An 18,903-nucleotide genomic window follows, 5' to 3' on the forward strand; every position below is an offset into this window, starting at 1 on the left:
TATAAAACCACCAATTAACCATATTAAATAAAAGGTCTTTAGTGTATTCTGCATACGTTGAAACACGAAGAAGGCAGTTTTTTCTGAATTAGACAGCTTTTAGAAACGAAAAGAGATAGGGTGTGAGCTAAATAATAAAAAATCTAACCGTTTAAAAAACGAAAAAAAAACGCCCCTTTCGGAGCGCTTTCTTATTTGAGCAGATTATTCCCAATCAAGGATAACTTTGCCAGACATGCCTGAACGCATGACATCGAAGCCTTCTTGGAAGTCATCAATCTTGTAGTGGTGCGTAATAATTGGTGATAGATCCAGACCAGATTGAATCAGTGAAGCCATCTTGTACCATGTTTCGAACATTTCACGACCATAGATGCCTTTGATAACTAGGCCTTTGAAGATCACTTGGTTCCAATCAATGCCCATATCTGATGGTGGAATACCGAGTAATGCAATACGGCCACCGTGGTTCATTGTGGTTAGCATTGAGTTGAATGCCGCTGGGTTACCAGACATTTCTAGGCCTACATCAAAACCTTCTGTCATGCCTAGTTCAGCCATTACATCTTCAAGCTTCTCTTCAGCAACATTTACTGCGCGTGTTACACCCATTTTACGAGCTAGCTCTAAACGGTACTCGTTTACGTCTGTGATAACCACATGACGAGCGCCGACGTGTTTCGCAACTGCGGCGGCCATGATGCCGATTGGGCCAGCACCAGTGATGAGCACGTCTTCACCGACTAGATCGAAAGAAAGCGCAGTGTGTACCGCGTTACCGAACGGGTCGAAGATCGATGCTAGATCGTCAGAAATCTCGTCAGGGATCTTAAACGCGTTAAATGCAGGAATCACTAGGTATTCTGCAAATGCGCCTTCACGGTTTACACCCACACCGATCGTGTTGCGACACAAGTGAGTACGACCGCCACGACAGTTACGGCAGTGACCACAAGTTATGTGACCTTCACCAGATACGCGGTCACCAATTTCAAAGCCACGAACTTCCTGACCAATCGCAACCACTTCACCCACGTATTCGTGACCGACAACCATAGGTACTGGAATTGTCTTTTGTGACCATTCGTCCCAGTTGTAGATGTGTACGTCTGTACCACAGATAGCGGTTTTCTTAATTTTGATCAGAATATCGTTATGGCCAACTTCAGGTTTATCAACCTCAGTCATCCAGATGCCTTCTTCAGGCTTTAGCTTTGATAATGCTTTAATTTTCATAATGTAACCTTAATTAAAGGCCCTATTATCTAGGACCTAGAGTCTTAAATAAGACCCATGTCCTTACCAACTTCGATGAACGCATCAATTGCACGATCTAGCTGCTCACGAGAATGCGCTGCTGACATTTGAGTACGGATACGCGCTTGGCCTTTTGGTACCACAGGGAATGAGAAGCCGATTACGTAGATGCCTTTCTCTAGTGCTCGCTCAGCAAATTCTGCTGCCACTTTCGCATCACCTAGCATGATTGGAATGATCGCATGGTCAGCGCCGCCCATTGTGAAACCAGCAGCTTCCATACGTGCGCGGAAGTGTGCAGCGTTTTCCCATAGACGGTCACGTAGGTCACCGCTCTCTTCTAGTAGATCTAGAACTCGGATAGAAGCGCTTACGATTGCTGGTGCAACAGAGTTAGAGAATAGGTATGGACGAGAACGCTGACGTAACCAGTCGATCACTTCCGCTTTACCTGATGTGTAACCACCTGAAGCGCCACCCATTGCTTTACCTAGCGTACCTGTAATGATGTCGATACGGTCAACCACATTGTGGTATTCGTGTGTACCTGCACCCGTTTTACCCATGAAGCCAACCGCGTGAGAGTCATCAACCATGGTCAGTGCGCCGTATTTTTCAGCTAGGTCACAAATAGCCGGAAGGTTCGCCACTACGCCGTCCATTGAGAACACGCCGTCAGTAACAATAAGAATGTGGCGTGCGCCCGCTTCTTTCGCAGCAATCAGTTGTTGCTCTAGCTCTTCCATGTTGTTGTTTGAGTAACGGAAGCGCATTGCTTTACATAGACGAACACCGTCGATGATTGACGCGTGGTTTAGTGCGTCTGAAATAATTGCGTCTTCTTTACCGAGAATGGTTTCAAACAGGCCTGCATTTGCATCGAAGCAAGAGGTGTAAAGAATCGTATCTTCTTTACCTAGGAACTTAGACAACTTCTGCTCAAGCTCTTTGTGGATGTCTTGAGTACCACAGATGAAACGTACTGAAGCCATACCAAAGCCGTGTTCGTCCATACCCGCTTTACCCGCTTCAATTAGCGCAGGATGGTTAGCAAGACCAAGGTAGTTGTTTGCACAGAAGTTTAATACTTCTTCACCGGTAGAGATTTTAACAGCCGCTTGCTGCTGAGACGTGATTACGCGCTCTGATTTGTAAAGACCTTCAGCCTTCACTTCTTCAATTTGCTGCTGAATCTGTTGGTAGAATGCAGAAGACATTTGAAATTCCTTCCTGGTTATTTTGGCGAGTATTTACTCGTTTAGAATTAGGTTGAGCCTTTATGTGACGGGCATCACGGGCTATCACTCATCAATTAATTGTAGTGTAATTCAAGGAAGGAAGAAGGATTATCCCTTAAGGTGGAAAAGCATTAATGAATCCAAGGCACAAATTCAATTAATGCTTTCCTATAATATTGTAATAAAAGGAGTTATAGCCCAGTTGGTTGTTTAAGTAGTGCTTCAAAGTCCTTAGCTGGTAACGGGCGGCTATAGTGGAAACCTTGCCCGAACTCACAGTTTAAGTCTTTTAGATAATCGACATGACGCTGTTCTTCAATGCCTTCAGCGACAATCTTAAGGTTCAGCGCTTTCGCCATTGCAATGATCACGTTGACGAGCTCACGATCGGAGTCGTTCTCGAACATATTTTGCATAAAGCTGCGATCAATCTTAAGGCGATCGAACGGGAATTTCTGTAAGTAACTCAACGCAGAATAGCCAGTACCAAAGTCATCGATGGTAAGCTTAGTGCCTAACGCTCTTAAGTTATTGAGCATGTCTAATAGCTCTGAGTCGTGGTTAAAGAGAAGGCTCTCTGTCACTTCAATATCGAACTTATCTGATGGAAGACCAGACTCCTCAAGGCTGTTCTTAATAAACGCAAGTAAGCGATCACAATACCTAAATTGAACACTGGAGAAATTCACAGAAACAAACAGCGGCGTCAGACTTTGCCATTGCGCCGCTTGGCGGCACGCTTGCTGGATAGCGAATTCACCAATTTGATGAATCAAGCCATTTTTCTCAGCAATAGAGATAAACTCTTCAGGATTTACGAATCCGTACTTCTCATCATTCCAACGCATTAACGCTTCTGCGCCAACAATTTTACCACTGCGCAGCTCAATAATAGGTTGATAATACAACTCTAGTAATTGGCTGGAGATGGCATTTCTTAGTCGATTTTCCAAATCCAAATAGCGTTGCAAGTCTTGGTTCATATTGTGGTTATAAAAGCAGAAGGCATCGCGTCCATCTTGCTTCACGCGATACATCGCCATGTCAGCACAGGCGAGGAGCTGCTCGGCATTATCTCCATCATCCGGAAATACAGACATTCCGACGCTGCTACTCAAGAAGAATTCATGGTTGTTCCATACAAATGGATCGTTAAACGCCGAAAGCACGCTTGAAGCAACGCGCTTCGCGGTGTCATTATCAGGCAAGTCAGGAATCACTAATAAAAACTCATCCCCACCAATTCTCGCCAATAAGTCTGTTTTTCTCGCGACTTGATGCAGTCGTTGAGCACTAAGTTTAAGGATCTCGTCGCCAACAAAGTGACCCATTGAATCATTAATCTGCTTAAAGTGGTCTAAATCAATAAACATGACCAATACTTTTGAGCCACTACGTGACGCTCTAATCAACTCCAAAGCCAGTCTCTCAGAACCGTAGCTGCGATTAGGCAAGTTAGTCAACGTATCGTATTTAGCTTGGAAGGCGAGTTCTTTTTCAGACGCTTTTCGGCGTTCAATTTCGTTAGTTAGTTTTCGGTTCTGTTGAGAAAGTATGTCTTTTCGCTTTTTCTCTTCTTCAAGTTTAATTTTCAACTCAATTCTATTATTGTTTGTGATGAACGCATAACACAGCGCAATAACAACCATAACAGCAAGAATACTCAAACCGAGAATGAAGATCCGTGATGTAAAAATATCTCGCTCACTCAAAGGCTCAAACCAAGCCATAAGTTTGAAGTGATGCTTTTCAACAGGCACTTCAAAATATATCTTTCCATCAACGGCTTCAGATATTAAATAATTCTCATCTTTATTATGAGAAGACGTTTTATTTATTGTATCCCATACGACCATCTCAACGTCTTTTATTTTGAGCACCATCCGGCTATAACTGTCTTCGTGCTCTTGATTAGTGAGCTGATCAATAACAATGTTTTTATTGAGATCTGCAATTAGAAAGGCAACTGGCTTTCCAGAAAACTTAACTTGCTTGATGACTTGAATACGCACGTCGTCGTTATATCGAGTTGCACAAACCTCTTCGGGATGCCCATGTTGAGTCATTAAGGTTTGGATATCCACCTTCTGCTCTGTGTTGTCTTCATAGCCTGTCGTGACAATCGTTGTGCCATCACTTCCTACCAGTGTGAGCTTTTTATAGATTTGGCTGCTATTAATTAACTTACCATCTATCTTTTCATCGAAACGACGCTTCAAGTTAATTAAACTCGCTCCTAATCCGTACTCCATCGACATGCCAGAGGCTAAATTAGCAAAGAATGTTTGTACTGTTTTATCTGTAGATAAATTATCAACATCCTCACTGGCAATGGTAAATAAATTATCGAGTGTGCTTGCGTAACTTTTTACTTTTAAACCGAGTTCCCTATGCTGGGATTCTTTTAATTTATTTTGTCCCAAACTTGTCACAACAATAAGCATAGCTAAATAAATAGAGACTAATATTGCGCTTATTGCAATAAATTTTTTACTGGATATTTTTTTAACGGCCTTTTTCATCGGATTTTCTTACTATCTTCTATGAAGTAATCGTTATAAAAGTAGTAAATAGATGGATAGTATTTTTTTACTAATTTTTCGTAGGTTCCATCTTTCTTTATTGAATCTAAATAACGATCAAATGCTTTGCGTAATTCCGGCGAGTTTTTCCGGAATGCAACAGCCATTTTCTGATTTTCGGATACTGGACCAATGACTTTTATTTCACCTGGCCATTTTTCTAATGCAATTAACGTATCGGCGACGTCTAGTAATGTGCTTTCCGCATCATTTTTCATTATCGCTGGCACCATCTCATTAAGAAGACGAGCCCCATCAGGCAGTATGACTTTTGCGCCCGTGTCATATAAGTCATAAAGGTTAGGGTCCAAGCAAGAGTGCTCCAACGCTAACACTTCGCGACCATGAATAAGCTGCTTGACGGTTTTTACATCTTCATCAACCGAACCACTGGGTTTAATCGGACTCAGCGTGGAATCTGTTCTGGAAACTAACCAAACGCCTGACGGGAAGTAATCTTGTGAAAAGTCTAAAACTTCAGAACGCCAGTCAAGAATGGTAACGCCATTTGCGATCAAGTCCCCCTCGATTGGAACACTTTCTCCCACGACGGCTTGCTTATTATGGTATTGAACATCTTGGCCCGTCAGCTTACCGACCATATCGCTCCACTGAGCTGGAACATATTGGTACTTAACGCCCAACGACTTGGCAAAGCCTTTTACTATATCTACATCTAAGCCAGTCAAGGTTTCCACTTCACCTTGTTCAATATAAGAAACGAAGTTAGCGTACGGCACACCAATATGGCGCAACACTCCGCGATCACGAATCTGTTGTAAGTCGTCTGACCAAGCGGAAGAGGACATAACAGAGGCCGCCATAAGCGCCATCGCCGCTAAAGTTCTTTTGAATGTTTTGACTGACATAATAATATCCTTACCTTTCACAAAGCGCCCAATAACGGGCGCTTGAGTGATAAACAACGATGTTAGAACGACGAGTAATACAAATTCGTCATCGCCACCACGAGCCCTTCAACATCCTGCTCGTCATGGAACAAGTGCGTGGAGATACGGAGTGCGTAAGTATCAAAGTCATCATCTTTATGCAGCTTAAAGCTGGTTGTTCGAATGATATAGCCATATTCTTCACGCAGACGATCTCTGAATTCAGTCAATATGTCTTCATTCGTCACATCAGAGAATGGGTTAACTGTGGTTAAGCCACTCGTTAAACCTTCCACGTTTGGCGAGTACATTTGGGCTTGTGGCAAGTACTCTTGTAGTAAGGTTTTACACAAACTACCAAGACTTAGAACACGTTCCTCAATGCGGTCACGACCAATCTCATCCCACATTTTGCAGCTATCAACTAACGCTTGTTTCGCAGGATAGTTGTCGTTCCCGATGTACTGCATCTGTAATTGTTTGCCTAAGTAATCAGCATGAGAAAGTGAAGAGTTGATCAACCACAACGGGTTTTCACGATCACTCCAATACTCATTCAAGCGATTGGCGTTATCACGTACGTACAAAATACCGGTTGCGCCAGGACCACACTGCCATTTGTGACCAGAACCTGCATAGAAATCACAATCCATATCATGGAAATCGAGGTCAAACATACCGACAGTATGCGCTCCATCTACAAGCGTAGGCACACCATATTCTTTCGCTAAAGCACAAATGGCTTTGGCTGGTAACGCCGTTCCCGTTTTATAGGTGATATGAGAGAACATGATGAGGCGAACGTTTTGATGCGCATCAAGCGCGTCGCGGAAAGCTTGGATGTAATCTTGTTCAGAAACGTCTTCAGTACCGGTAAATACTGGTAGTTGAATTTCAACAACATCGACGCCAAAACGATGTTTTGCGACGTTCATCGGTGATGTTGCAGCCATATGCTCATGGTGCGTCGTTAGAATCACATCGCCTGGTTCAAAGTGTAAGCCGTTAATGATCGAACATAGACCATCAGTAGTATTGCGGCTGAGAATGATTTCTTCTGGGTTAGCACCAAAGCCAGGCGCTACTTCTTGAACCATCTCAGAGACATAAGGCCAAGAGCCAAATTTGCCCTTCATATCCCAAGGATACTTAGCCACCAACTTGTTGTTATGCTCGTAATCTTGAAGAACTTGTCTTGGCATAGAACCCGTTGTGCCAATGTTCATGTAAGTCGTACGTTTATCCAAAACGAACTGTCGTTGCACTTTACGCCAAAAGCGCTTATCGTGTTTTCTACCTAGCCCGCGGCTGCTCCAATCAATTTTCTGTTCTCGTGCTTGAACTGCGCCCGAGAAAGCGGAAGCACTCACACCAGCAACAACAGCTCCTGTTGCGCCTTTCAGAAAATTACGGCGGCTGCTATTAGTCTGAATAGATTCCTTGTCTTTCATCTTTTTCAATCCTTGTCGGAAATTAGCCATATTATTAATTTTAAGTGCGTAACTATCTGTTACTAAAACATTATTACCCATTAAAACCAGAGTTTAATTTTTTCCTCTGCCATTAAGTGACTTTAGTTCCAATTTTTTATCTTATTTGATGATATAAGCAACAGTTTGACCACAAACCTATAAACAACCATATTCACATTAAAATATTCATTAAATTGATTATTTTTTATAGAAGACAATTCCGACAACTTCTTTATAAAACAATTATGAGCTTTGTTATAAAGTCATTAAAAATTTAACTTTGCGTTAATTTAAAAATATTCAGGCTATTTTTTGATTGACGTCTATTCTTTTTATATCTGAACAATCTCAATATGTTAAGTCTTAATAATGGAGAGCTGGTTTCGCAGATAGATACCAGTTTAAGACCATAGAGTGAGACACATCACTCTCTGACATAAACCCACCGCTCAACAGACATAAGGAAGAGAAGTTTTCACTAATATGTGCTTGAGCGTACAACCAAAAAGAAGGAAGTCCCATGTTAAAAGGATTGCTATGCATTTCAGTTGCTGCCACTCTCGTAGCCGCTCCTAACGTACTTGCGCAGACTGTCGCGATGAACGATCTCAACAGCAAGAAGAGCGCTGGCACCATTGAGATTTCACAAAGTGACTATGGCGTGGTATTTATGCCTCAGTTATCAGGTTTGTCATCAGGGGTGCACGGTTTCCATGTTCACACTAATCCATCGTGCGATAGCGCGGAGAAGAATGGCAAAACCGTCCTTGGCGGTGCAGCAGGTGGTCACTATGACCCCAGCAACACAGGGAAACATGGCTACCCTTGGACCGATGACAATCATTTAGGCGACCTGCCTCCACTCTACGTGGACATGGATGGTAATGCTAATCAGCCCGTTGTCGCGCCTCGCCTAAAATTATCAGATTTAAAAGGCCGAGCATTAATGATTCATGCTGGTGGTGACAATCATTCCGACCATCCTGCTAAATTAGGCGGCGGCGGTGCGCGCGTTGTATGTGGCGTTATTAAGTAGTCATTCGATAAGCCAAATTCGCGCTTCTCCTCAGGCAGCGAGAAGTGCGAATTTTTGTTGATACTCAGTGTCCGTCTCACACGTCTCTAAGTAGCTGTGGTGCAACATTAAAATTGACTGCACTATCTTTGTACCAATTCCTAATGCGCCACCGACGGCATCTTTATCAATTCGGTTGACAAAAGTGAACAGGATTCGCGACTTATCCTCACTCAAATGCGCTTGGCAATGCACTTCCGAGCCGATTGGGCTGTGGCGCAACGCATTTTCAAGCAGGTTCAATACCAACCGCTCTAAGAGTCCTTTATCACCCACAGTTTGAATCTCGCTATCGATATCCACTTTCAACACCACTTCTTTACGAGAAAACTGGCTCTGCATCGTCTCGGCACATTCTGCCATCAACGCGCCAAGATCTATGGGGCGGTATTCGTAGTTTGGCATTGGTTCCTCTTTACGCGCGGCGTCTAATAAAGCATGCAATTGAGTTGAGAGCTTCTCACAATTTCGGAAAGCGACCTCAATCAAAGGATCGGATTCCGGATGTTGCAAACGCCACGTTTCTAGATAGCCAAGCACGCTCGATAACGGCGTTTTTAAATCATGACTGAGCTGCAACAAGCTCTGACGACGATGAGAAGACTGATACTCCAACTGTAAAAACTGCTGCTGAATGTGCTTCGCCATCATCTGATAAGAGTGCGCAATCGGCACGAGTTCCGGCACTTGGTGAGTAAAGTCAGGTTGCAGGTGAAAATCATGTTCGGCTTGCTGTTGAAGTTGCTTGGTCACGCGCTCAATCGGGTTCAATAGGCTACGTTTCACCAGCACATAAGCCCCTAGAGCAAAGCCTAAAATGGACACTAAGACCAATCCTGCCAGCGCGATGTAAGGGGTATCGACTTGCGCATTAGCAATGGCGTCATGTCGGGTACTGCCAATCACCACATAGAGATAACCGACCGTAGAGCCTAATTCCTCTATCGCCGCAACAGAAAACACTTTGTGTTCACCGCGATTACGAGGATCTTCGCCTAAGATGGGAAGCGGTTCGTTGTTTAAGAATTGCTGAATGGGGTTCAGATCCACCGAGTCCATAAGCTTTGCCCCATCTGGCGCAGCATGGGTGGTGATATTGCCTTGGCTATCGAGGAAATAGATTTCAAAATCAGGGCCGATCAGCATAAGGGTATGAAAGATCGACTTGAGCGCTTTAGGGTTATAATCCGTACCAATCATCAGCGGATTATCATCGCGCATGTGGCTGGCTAGCTCTTTGTGCAGGCTTTGCTTAGTCCGTAACTCAATGGTTTCTTTTTGCCAATTGTAAGTCAGTGCAATCACCACCGCCGCAAGACAGAACCACAAGCTAGTAAATACTACCAAGCGAGATTTGAAGCTCATCCTATCGCCTCCTTAAACAGCGGTGTTTTTGAAACACCCGTGATGATTGAAAAATGACGGTGAAAACAACTGCCGACTTACTGTCTTGGCTTGATGTTTTGACTTACTTTCTTGCATTAGTGTCTTGGTTGAAACTTATATCCAACACCCCACACGGTTTGAATGAAGTGATGATCAGAATCAGACAAAGACAACTTGCTGCGTAAACGGTTTATGGTGCTACACACAGTGTGGTGATAACCAGAATGACTGGTGTTCCATACGTGATCGAGCAATTCATCTTTACTGTAGACTCTGCCCGGACGAGTCGCGAGAAACTGCAGCAAAGTAAACTCTGTCGCGGTAAGAGTGACATCCTTGTCGTTTAGGGATACTTGGTGCAACTCCGGAATGATTCTCAGCGGACCAAAATCCATCGCTTCGTCGAGGACTTCATTTGCTACTTTGGCCTCTGCGGTTTGACTGACTCGGCGCAGCACGTTTCGCACTCGTGCTTGGAATTCTAATACGCTAAATGGCTTAGTGATGTAGTCATCAACGCCCGCTTCTAAACCGTCAACCTTGTCCATTTCACCGTCTCTGGCTGTCAGCATGAGCACTGGATTCCAATCTTGTTGCTGACGCAAATAATGACAGATGTCTAGGCCATCACCATCTGGTAAACCTCGGTCAAGGATCAATAAATCAAAGGGTTGTTGCTGATATTGCGCTTTAGCATCGGCGACATTTGTGGCTCGCGATACTTGGTGTCCTTGAAACTTGAGATGCATCTGAACCAGTTCTGCCAAATCATCGTCATCTTCCACCAACAAGATGTTCGCGACTAAATTGATTGCCTGTTGTTCCATGGTCCTTTCCTTGCCTTCGAGTATCCTCACTTTGCACATGACCGGAACAAATTAGAAATTCTTTCAAAAAAGGTTCCGATGACGCCATGAGGGATAAAGCGCTCGGCTACAAGCGCTTTGGAAAGGAGACGTCATCGGAGCCTGTGTTACTCGACTCGAGTGATGGTGACTTTCGCACCTGGATTCAAGAAACGATGGTTCGCAGAGAGTGCTGAGTTTGCTAATCCGTCATCTTGGCTAACAACACCCGCATGGAATGCAACAACGTCATTGCTGTCATTACGGGCGGCATTGAAACCCTCACCGCCACCTGCTGGGCCCGGAATGGTTGCAGCAAGTTCATCGTTCAGTTCCGTGCCAGAATCCCAAACGTTCATGCTCATTTCATAGCTTTCACCTACTGCGAGCGATTTGAGCGATAGCCCCGTTTCGCCAACAAAGGCATCGTTGGTATTCACAAACATAGACGCCACAGACAAGTAACCGTAACGACGAGGGTCGACTGTGATGGTGACTTCGTCCGATGCACCCGGCAACACCAATCCATTGCCCGAAATACCTTGGTAAACACTGTCATTGCTGTTCATCAACTCAATCAGCTCGGCGTTACTACCGCCTTCGGCAAGATGCTCAAGTTCAACAGATGCAGCTTGGCCAATTTCAAACAATTGGTAGTCACCATTGTGAGTGAGTACCGCAAGCGGAGACATAGGTTGATTCGCAGTCAAGTTAGCCACGTTGACGGTGTAGCGGTACGATTTCACTACGTCGTTATCATCATCGCTTGGACAACCGGCGAGCAAGCCGACTGAAGCTGCTACTAGTAAGATTCTGACTTTCATACATCCCCCTTACTTCACAACGATTGTGATGGTTGCAACTGGGTTTAACCAACGATGGCTGCTGCTGTCTAGGTCACTGATGCCGCCAGTTGGGTCGCTATCACCAAGGTTACCCGGATGCACGTGAACTTTGTCGTTAGTTACCGTTGCTTCAACGCCTGTGCCGCCAGTACCAAAGCTAATGAAAGGTGGGGTTGGCATGCTAGACGCAAGTTCATCGTTCGCTTCTGTACCGGCATCGTAACTTCTTAGCGTTGCTCGGTATGTACCCGCTTCCGTTGGAATCTTCCAACTATCCAGACCGACGAAACCGTCATTGGTTGGCAGCAGCATCGCGCTCAGAGAAAGATATCCGTGGTCGCCACTGTCCAAGGTGAAGGTGGTTGCAACACCCGGATTCAAAATACCACCAGCAGGGTTCTCAACCACCGCACCACCAGCGTTACCAATCACACTCGCAAGACCAGAGATATCACCGCCTTCTGCCATTGCTTCTAGTTCTGGCGTTGCAGCTTGACCCGTTCTGAACATTTGAAGGTCAGAGCCATGTGCGGCAATAATAAGTGGCGTAAAGTAAATGCCTTTGGTTGCGTTGGTTACGGTGATTTCCAATTCCGCCGCATTCACTGATGCAGAGCCGAGTGCCATAGCGACTGAAGTCATGACGAGTCCGAGTTGGGTACGTTTTTTCATTGTGATTCCATCCTTTAATGAGGGTTGAACTACCCAAGCCCATGTGTACGGCTTTACTTCTTTGTTCGTGACTTGAGTAGGTTAAGCATTACGTTTCGAACGTTTTGCGTTCTTGCCTCTAAGAATGACGAGCAAATCTATCAGCAACTTCATCGAATTCTCATAAAATTCTCACAAGTTCTGTACGAATTCTGTCAGCAGCACTTTTTTACTCTTAATCAGCTATTTACACTTCGTGCGCTCCCCTCCTACAATGCGGTATTCCCTGTTTAAATCACGATTCTCACCATGATTCATAACGTTCTGTCTGCCTACTATGGCGAAATCTACGGCATCGCTTTTTTCAACCACTACTTGAACCATTACGCCCAAAGTGAACAACAAACGCTGTGGCAAACCTTGATTGAAGTGGAAGACCTCACCGCAGAAAAGCTCAAACCTGTACTGCTGACAAATGGCATGGATATCGAAAGTCGACACCAAGAGATGCTGGATAAAGGCTTGGCAGATGCAACCAAGTGGATTGGTTTACCATGGCAAGAGTTGGTAGCGACTCTTCTGAAGTGGGTAGAACCTTATGAGGTCAAGTATCAAGAGTGGCATGAAGAAGTGAAAGCTTCGCAGCAATATTCAATCGCTGAGCGAGAGGCTATCGAGTTAATTGCAGACCACGAAACAGCCATTTATCACTGTTGGCAACAATACCATACTGGTGAATCCGGCTTGCCTGCACTCAATACATTTTTAGCAAAATATCGTTAAAGCGAGACGGTGACACTTGAACCTCTTGAAACCGTACCAGACAATATCGTTATTCCGCTGCGCAGAACTGAACAATTATGGTTAATCCAAAACTCATTGCCCTACTTCCTGATCTTGCTTCGTTTATCTTAGTGGTAAACGAAGGCAGTTTTACCGCTGCAGCCAAACAACTCGGCGTGACGCCATCGGCTTTAAGTAAGTTGATCACACGATTAGAGCAAGCCCTCTCGGTGAAACTGTTTGAGCGCACGACTCGTAAATTGATCATCACGCAAGCAGGGCAAAAAGTTTACGACCAAAGCATTGCCATGGTGAACGCGGCTCAGCAAGCGGTTGAGCTGTCGGCGGAAGATCATGCCGAGCCCACGGGTGCTCTCACAGTGGCGGCTCCCGAGGCCTTTCTTAATTCCGTGCTTCAGCCATTTGTGCTGCCATTTCTAGACCGCTACCCAAATATACAGCTCAAACTGCGTGCTGCCGATGGTGAGATTGATCTGTTTCGCCAAGGCATCGATGTTGCGTTTAAGCTCACCGACAAACCCGATGAGAATCTGGTACTCAAAGAGATCAGCAAGACCAATTTGGTTTTGTGCGCTTCTCCAGATTACCTAGCCAAACACGGCATGCCAGCGCACCCAACCGAGCTTGAACAGCACGACTGTATTTACCTTGCAGAGAACGACAAAGACAACATCTGGTCGTTCTTTAAAGAGGAAGCCTTTCATTCGATCGCAGTAAGTGGACGCTACGCCGTCAACCACTCTCAAATGCGCTTGAACGGGGTTAAATCTGGCTTGGGAATTGGGATCTTCCATGACTTCGTGATCAAAGACGCGTTAGAGCAAGGGGAAGTGGTGGAGGTGCTACCGGATTGGATGATAAAGAGTAACTATCACGGCGCTATCGCGATGCAGTATGCACAAACCAAATACATGCCTGCTCGTCTGCGCGTGTTTATCGACTTCGTTAAGGAGCATTTAGTCTCCGAAGACGCTAACCATGCTTGAGGATACTAGCCATGTTTGAAGAGGCTAACCATGTTTAATGCCATTCATCACGTCGCGATCATTTGCAGTGATTATCCAAGGTCAAAACGCTTTTACACCGAATTGTTAGGGCTAAAAGTCATTGCTGAAAATTATCGTAAAGCCAGAGACTCGTACAAACTTGACCTTGCTCTGCCTGACGGTAGCCAAGTTGAACTATTTAGCTTTCCGGACGCACCAGAGAGACCGAGCTTTCCTGAAGCTCAGGGGTTACGCCACCTTGCTTTTCAAGTGGATGATGTCGAGCATGTTAAAGAATATTTAGAGGCGAGAGAAATTGAGGTAGAGCCCATTCGCATCGATGAATTTACAGGCAAAGCGTTTACCTTTTTCAAAGATCCAGATGGCTTGCCGCTAGAGGTTTATCAACGCTAACTTTGGTGGGGCACGAGGAACTGGCGTTTCAAATCGTACACTTAGAGCCAAAAAAGTGTAGCTTTCAGAAATGACCAAGCTCAGTTGTGGAAGTATTGGTGTAGTTGGAAGTGAATCATGATGAAAAGTCGAAAAGTGGCTAAAAGGACAAGGTTTGCCTTTATGGCTGACGGCATTGTCACTTTCTTCGATTTGAACCAATTCAAAACCATTAAGCGTACATAGCGTCGCCCACACGCCCATGCTGTTACCATGAGCATTGATAACAGGCATCAGCGTCACTAGCACCCAACTTAGAGCACTAGCAAATAGCATGGAGCGATAAAAAGGAATTAATCTACGCATAACGGTGACTTAACAAATTTAATTCAGCGTAACTAATTCTGAGTGCTAGCTCAAAAACAGGATCAATAAGTGGTTGCCACCTCACAGCTTTTCTTCAATAACGCAATTGACAGACACAAAAAAGCCCACCAAAACGGCAGGCTATTTTCATATTCTATTGTCAGCTTTTATCGCGATTAGCCGAACAGCTTACTCCAAATACTTGGGTTACGCTTGTCGTGGTATTCTTCACGTAGGCTATCAATTTCACGTAATTGTGCTTTCGCGTCTTGCAGGTTACCAGCGTCTAAGTCTGCCTCAATCTTGTCTAACGTTACCGTTAGTTTATTAAAGCCTTCTAAGTAGGTATCGAATTTCTCTGGTGGATAGTTGCCGCGCTTAGATTGCTCGACGATTGCTTGCAAGCTATCAATTGCAGACTTCATGGTTTCAACATCCGACGCTTCTGCCGCCTGTTTGAATTCCATCTTCATCTGCTTCATGTTTTGTTTTAAATCAACCGCTTCTGCCATTGCGTATGTTGAGCCAAACGCAATCGCACACCCTAGGACTAAAGGACGTAACATTTTCACTTCTCCATTTATAGTGCCGAATTCTCTGTCGGCTTTATTTACCCAAGTAACCCACGCCATAAAAGGCGACAAACTAGCTTAGTTGAGTATTTCCGGGTCGCAGTGTAAAGCAATCTTACGCCAGGTGCATACCTAAAATGTAATCAAGTTTATGCGTTGCGAATGTCGTCATACTCTGGAATTGGCTTACGGCCTCTCAGAGCTAAGAAAGACAAAAACTGCTGAGCGGTGTGAGTAATCACTTTTTTGCTATCGATACCCACTCTATCCATTAGCTCTCCAACCAAATCCAGATTACCAACATCATGACAGAAATGCGCATCACTTCCCGTTGTGAAGAAGACACCGAGATCTTTACCGATTTGTGCAATCTCGTGGCAACGGTCTACGCTACCCACTCGGCTATTCCCTTTTAGCGTGGTGTTATTGATTTCAATCGCAACATTATGCTCTTTCGCGCACGTTAAAACGGCCTGAAAATCAAAGTCGAAATTTGGATTCCCAAGATGGCCAAGCGCATCAATACGACCGTTTTGAATCACATTAATGAGCGCTTCCGTATGAGTTTCTTTGTTTGCAGGACGAAAAACAGGTTCATGGAAACTTGCAATAACCCAATCTAGGTTACGATCGACACTCAGCGGAATATCGATGTCGCCTTCGGTATTAAGAATGTTGGATTCCACACCCCGAATGATCGCGATACCGTCCAAAAATCGAGGCAGGATTTTTTGGTTGGAGAAAAACCAGTAATGCGGCGCGCCCGGCATTGATTCTGCGTGATCGGTCGTACAGAACATATCCAAGCCGTTCTCTTTCGCCAATTTTGCATTTTCAATCAAGGTGCTGTACGCATGACCACTGGCGTACGTATGTGTATGGGTATCAACTTTAAATTCCATCATCCACTCTCTTAGGTGCGCTATCTTGCGTGCTATTGTATACCTACACGTGACGTACCGTCAGCCCAAGATGAGTATCAGACTTAAGCTTGCTCCTCACTGATGGCTTTTATTAGGGGCAACGCTTTTTCCCATCCGTGATTAAACATAGAAACAAAGTCGCTGTGCGTATGAATGGTGACATTGAGTAACAAACGATCACTATTGGTGTCGATCTGATAGATCTCTCGTGATCCAATCCACTTAGATGCTAAATCCCCATCCAATTGCTGCCTATTATCCGGATTAAAAATAGCAATGTGATGAAATTCAAGACGCTGTTGCGGTTGCACGATATCGATAGTCGCTCGCGTTCCGCCCATATCGGGATCAAAAAAAGTGATGCCTTGCCCTTCTTCCCATATCCCATCAAATTGAGACTGGGGTGAGAAAGCCTGTGCCCAGCGTTTGTATAACTCAGCATCGGTTAGCACTTCCCACACCCGTTGCGGTGTAGCTGAAATCTCAACGTAATAATTTAGCGTAAGCATTATTTCTCTCCCTGAACCTTTCTTGACGCTAGTTCATTGTCAGAAAAAATCAAACCTCACCTCTGATTTGCCTTACTTAATCCTCTATTTTCCGACAGGCTAAGAAGTTCTCGCTTGTAACCTACCACCACGATGCGCCGTAAAGCGAACCCAACATGTGTTCAGTATGGTTGCGAGCACGATTAAACTCATCCCGATAATTTGGCTTTGACTCATTCGGTCATCGAAAAACGCACTCTGCCAAACCGCGGTGAACAGTAGGTTAGTAAAAATAAGTGGTGCAAGTTGAGAGCCGCTGCTTGCCAGTTGATACGCTTTGGAGCGGAAAACTTGGGTGTTAATGATCATCAGGGACATCACACCGAGCCACAGCATATTAGAAGAAACAGTAGATTCCATCACATTGGCTTTGAGGAAAACATCGATGTCGTTAAACAACGTTAGCGGTAACAGAAATACGGCAGCAAACCCAAACGCCCAAAAGTTGATTTCTAATGGCGACATATCAGTTTTACTCACTTTATATAGCGTAAGCTGAGAGCCGGAATTGAAGAGTCCACCAGCTAGACCGAGTAATAAATCCGAGCGCCAAGTAAACTCCCCACCAACTCCCGCCAACATAACCACTCCAGTAAACGCCATTGCTAAAGCCGCCAATGTTGAAACGCGAATGTGGCCTCCCATAAACAGCTTTTCAACCAAAGGAATAAATAATGGGCCAGTGGCAAACAATACCACCCCTTCTACCAGCGTTAACGTTTGTAGTGACGCGATGAAACACAACTGTGATAAGCCGATACAGAAGGCGCGAAGCAAAATCGGTTTTAACGTCCCAGCTTTAGGAAAGGTAAGATTTTTGAAACGAAGTAAGACAAGCAAAATAAGTGCAGGAGCCAAAAAGCGTAAGAAACTAAACAGTGTGACGGAAAGTTCACCTGTCAACTGCTTTGCTAACAACCCAGTAACAGATAAGCTTAACGTAGACATCAGCATGAAAAGAATAGATTTATTTACTGCATTCATTCGATACTCCTTAATATGTGGAGTATTTTATGAGATATCACTTATTGTAAATAGCGAGTAATATTAACCATTAATGTAAGAAAAACTTACAGGTTAACTTATCTCTCATCATGTTACGGTTTCTAAAATATGCGTAAATTAGTCCCTCTAAAATCCATCTATGCATTTGTCGCTGTGGCGGAATCTGGCAGCATGACAGAAGCAGCGCAGATATTAAGTGTGAGTCATTCGGCGGTGAGTCAGGCGATAAAATCACTGGAGACTCAGGTCAACAAACCTCTGTTTGATCGCGTAGGCAGACAAGTTCAACTTAATGCTGACGGTAAAAAATATTATCGAAAGGTTGCGCCAGCTTTAGAACAAATTGTCGATGCCACAGAAGCGCTAATCCAAGACCAAAACTTGCAACGTATTACGCTTAATATGGTGAATTCCTTGGCGCTGCATTGGTGGATTCCGCGAATGTCGAGTTTGCAGGACTTTGCTCCGCAATTAGACGTTCGTTTATCAAACCTGTCTGGCAGGTTTAATCTAGAGCAAGAAGGTATCGACGCTGCCCTCGTGCATGGAAACACCGAGGAATGGCAAGATTATTACTGTGAAAAGCTCAGTGAAGATGAACTGGTTTTGGTGTGTAGCCCTGAATTGATAGCTAAGACGAATGACTCAAATATAGCTCAACTGTTAAAGCAGTATCCCATCATTGAAGTCACTAACGAACGAAGAAAAAATGACTGGAACGTGTGGCAGAATGCGACTGGCATCCTGCGACCTAAAAGCAAAAAGCCAATCACTTTTAATATGTCGATACAAGCCGTGCAGGCGACGACTCGTCGTTTAGGCTTATTGGTGACTCATCGCTTGTTTGTGAAAGATGACATCAAATATGGCCAGTTAATCGAGCTGGGTAAACCCGTCATTAATCCTAACCAACAGTTTTACTTTGTTTGCCCACCACACAAGCTAAAGCTGGAATCGTTTCACCTTCTGCGCTCGTGGTTGCAACAATCATTCAATTAAAGAAACCTTTTGTTAAGCACATTCATTGAAAAATTAGTATAAAGTTAGAAAGAGCACTTTTCATCC

At 44.4% G+C, this 18,903-nt stretch carries 19 protein-coding genes; 5 read left to right on the forward strand and 14 right to left on the reverse strand.

Going from position 1 to position 18,903, the window contains the following annotated elements:
* Positions 1–204: 204 nt before the first annotated feature.
* From tdh to L3V32_RS12885, 5 genes are all read right to left on the reverse strand, one after another.
* A complete protein-coding gene (gene tdh, locus L3V32_RS12865; RefSeq protein ID WP_005394871.1) occupies positions 205–1,236 on the reverse strand; it encodes an L-threonine 3-dehydrogenase in 1,032 nt (343 codons plus the stop codon).
* A gap of 44 nt (positions 1,237–1,280) precedes the next feature.
* Positions 1,281–2,474 (reverse strand): glycine C-acetyltransferase, encoded by a 1,194-nt coding sequence (locus L3V32_RS12870; protein ID WP_005394869.1) that lies wholly within the window; start codon positions 2,472–2,474, stop codon positions 1,281–1,283.
* Between the two features lie 212 nt (positions 2,475–2,686).
* Positions 2,687–5,017, reverse strand: a complete 2,331-nt coding sequence (locus L3V32_RS12875; RefSeq protein WP_237284438.1) for a bifunctional diguanylate cyclase/phosphodiesterase — start codon at positions 5,015–5,017, stop codon at positions 2,687–2,689.
* Positions 5,014–5,946, reverse strand: a complete 933-nt coding sequence (locus L3V32_RS12880; RefSeq protein WP_237284439.1) for a transporter substrate-binding domain-containing protein — start codon at positions 5,944–5,946, stop codon at positions 5,014–5,016. The genes L3V32_RS12875 and L3V32_RS12880 overlap by 4 nt, the downstream gene beginning before the upstream one ends.
* Before the next feature lie 62 nt (positions 5,947–6,008).
* Positions 6,009–7,418: an aminotransferase class V-fold PLP-dependent enzyme gene (locus L3V32_RS12885; protein WP_006741963.1), complete on the reverse strand. Its 1,410-nt coding sequence runs from the start codon at positions 7,416–7,418 to the stop codon at positions 6,009–6,011.
* Between the two features lie 541 nt (positions 7,419–7,959).
* Here L3V32_RS12885 and L3V32_RS12890 point away from each other — a divergent pair.
* On the forward strand, positions 7,960–8,475 hold the full coding sequence (locus tag L3V32_RS12890; RefSeq protein WP_167427761.1) for a superoxide dismutase family protein: 516 nt from the start codon (positions 7,960–7,962) through the stop codon (positions 8,473–8,475).
* 30 nt (positions 8,476–8,505) lie between these two features.
* Here the strand turns inward: L3V32_RS12890 and L3V32_RS12895 are convergent, their stop codons facing one another.
* The 4 genes from L3V32_RS12895 to L3V32_RS12910 all read right to left on the reverse strand — a co-directional run bounded on the left by L3V32_RS12895 (position 8,506) and on the right by L3V32_RS12910 (position 12,262).
* Positions 8,506–9,879 (reverse strand): HAMP domain-containing sensor histidine kinase, encoded by a 1,374-nt coding sequence (locus tag L3V32_RS12895; protein ID WP_167427762.1) that lies wholly within the window; start codon positions 9,877–9,879, stop codon positions 8,506–8,508.
* Positions 9,880–9,995: 116 nt separating this feature from the next.
* Positions 9,996–10,727 (reverse strand): response regulator transcription factor, encoded by a 732-nt coding sequence (locus tag L3V32_RS12900; protein WP_237284440.1) that lies wholly within the window; start codon positions 10,725–10,727, stop codon positions 9,996–9,998.
* Positions 10,728–10,873: 146 nt separating this feature from the next.
* A complete protein-coding gene (locus tag L3V32_RS12905; RefSeq protein ID WP_237284441.1) occupies positions 10,874–11,569 on the reverse strand; it encodes a spondin domain-containing protein in 696 nt (231 codons plus the stop codon).
* A gap of 9 nt (positions 11,570–11,578) precedes the next feature.
* Positions 11,579–12,262 carry a spondin domain-containing protein gene (locus L3V32_RS12910; protein WP_237284442.1) on the reverse strand — a complete coding sequence of 228 codons (684 nt, stop codon included), beginning with the start codon at positions 12,260–12,262 and terminating at the stop codon, positions 11,579–11,581.
* Between the two features lie 288 nt (positions 12,263–12,550).
* Here L3V32_RS12910 and L3V32_RS12915 point away from each other — a divergent pair, with 288 nt between their 5' ends.
* The 3 genes from L3V32_RS12915 (at position 12,551) to L3V32_RS12925 (ending at position 14,445) form a co-directional block, all read left to right on the forward strand.
* Positions 12,551–13,024 carry a hypothetical protein gene (locus tag L3V32_RS12915; RefSeq protein ID WP_237284443.1) on the forward strand — a complete coding sequence of 158 codons (474 nt, stop codon included), beginning with the start codon at positions 12,551–12,553 and terminating at the stop codon, positions 13,022–13,024.
* Positions 13,025–13,101: 77 nt separating this feature from the next.
* Positions 13,102–14,031, forward strand: a complete 930-nt coding sequence (locus tag L3V32_RS12920; protein ID WP_237284444.1) for a LysR family transcriptional regulator — start codon at positions 13,102–13,104, stop codon at positions 14,029–14,031.
* A 30-nt stretch (positions 14,032–14,061) separates the two neighbouring features.
* Positions 14,062–14,445: a VOC family protein gene (locus L3V32_RS12925; RefSeq protein ID WP_237284445.1), complete on the forward strand. Its 384-nt coding sequence runs from the start codon at positions 14,062–14,064 to the stop codon at positions 14,443–14,445.
* Here L3V32_RS12925 and L3V32_RS12930 read toward each other — a convergent pair.
* The 5 genes from L3V32_RS12930 to L3V32_RS12950 all read right to left on the reverse strand — a co-directional run bounded on the left by L3V32_RS12930 (position 14,425) and on the right by L3V32_RS12950 (position 17,817).
* A complete protein-coding gene (locus tag L3V32_RS12930; RefSeq protein ID WP_104972915.1) occupies positions 14,425–14,790 on the reverse strand; it encodes a hypothetical protein in 366 nt (121 codons plus the stop codon). The genes L3V32_RS12925 and L3V32_RS12930 overlap by 21 nt on opposite strands.
* 176 nt (positions 14,791–14,966) lie before the next feature.
* Complete coding sequence (locus tag L3V32_RS12935; RefSeq protein WP_005394852.1) at positions 14,967–15,356, reverse strand: cytochrome b562; 390 nt, start codon at positions 15,354–15,356, stop codon at positions 14,967–14,969.
* Between the two features lie 155 nt (positions 15,357–15,511).
* Positions 15,512–16,264, reverse strand: a complete 753-nt coding sequence (locus tag L3V32_RS12940; RefSeq protein ID WP_170902869.1) for a phosphatase — start codon at positions 16,262–16,264, stop codon at positions 15,512–15,514.
* An 83-nt stretch (positions 16,265–16,347) separates the two neighbouring features.
* Positions 16,348–16,794 (reverse strand): SRPBCC domain-containing protein, encoded by a 447-nt coding sequence (locus L3V32_RS12945; RefSeq protein ID WP_237284446.1) that lies wholly within the window; start codon positions 16,792–16,794, stop codon positions 16,348–16,350.
* Between the two features lie 99 nt (positions 16,795–16,893).
* Complete coding sequence (locus L3V32_RS12950; protein WP_005394849.1) at positions 16,894–17,817, reverse strand: DMT family transporter; 924 nt, start codon at positions 17,815–17,817, stop codon at positions 16,894–16,896.
* A 129-nt stretch (positions 17,818–17,946) separates the two neighbouring features.
* Between L3V32_RS12950 and L3V32_RS12955 the strand changes: the two genes are divergently transcribed.
* The gene (locus L3V32_RS12955; RefSeq protein WP_006741976.1) at positions 17,947–18,837 is read left to right on the forward strand and encodes a LysR substrate-binding domain-containing protein; all 891 of its coding nucleotides are present in this window, start codon (positions 17,947–17,949) and stop codon (positions 18,835–18,837) included.
* Positions 18,838–18,903: the final 66 nt, after the last annotated feature.

Origin of the sequence: Vibrio sp. J2-4 (genome assembly GCF_021728155.1) — a bacterium.
Lineage (GTDB): Bacteria > Pseudomonadota > Gammaproteobacteria > Enterobacterales > Vibrionaceae > Vibrio > Vibrio diabolicus.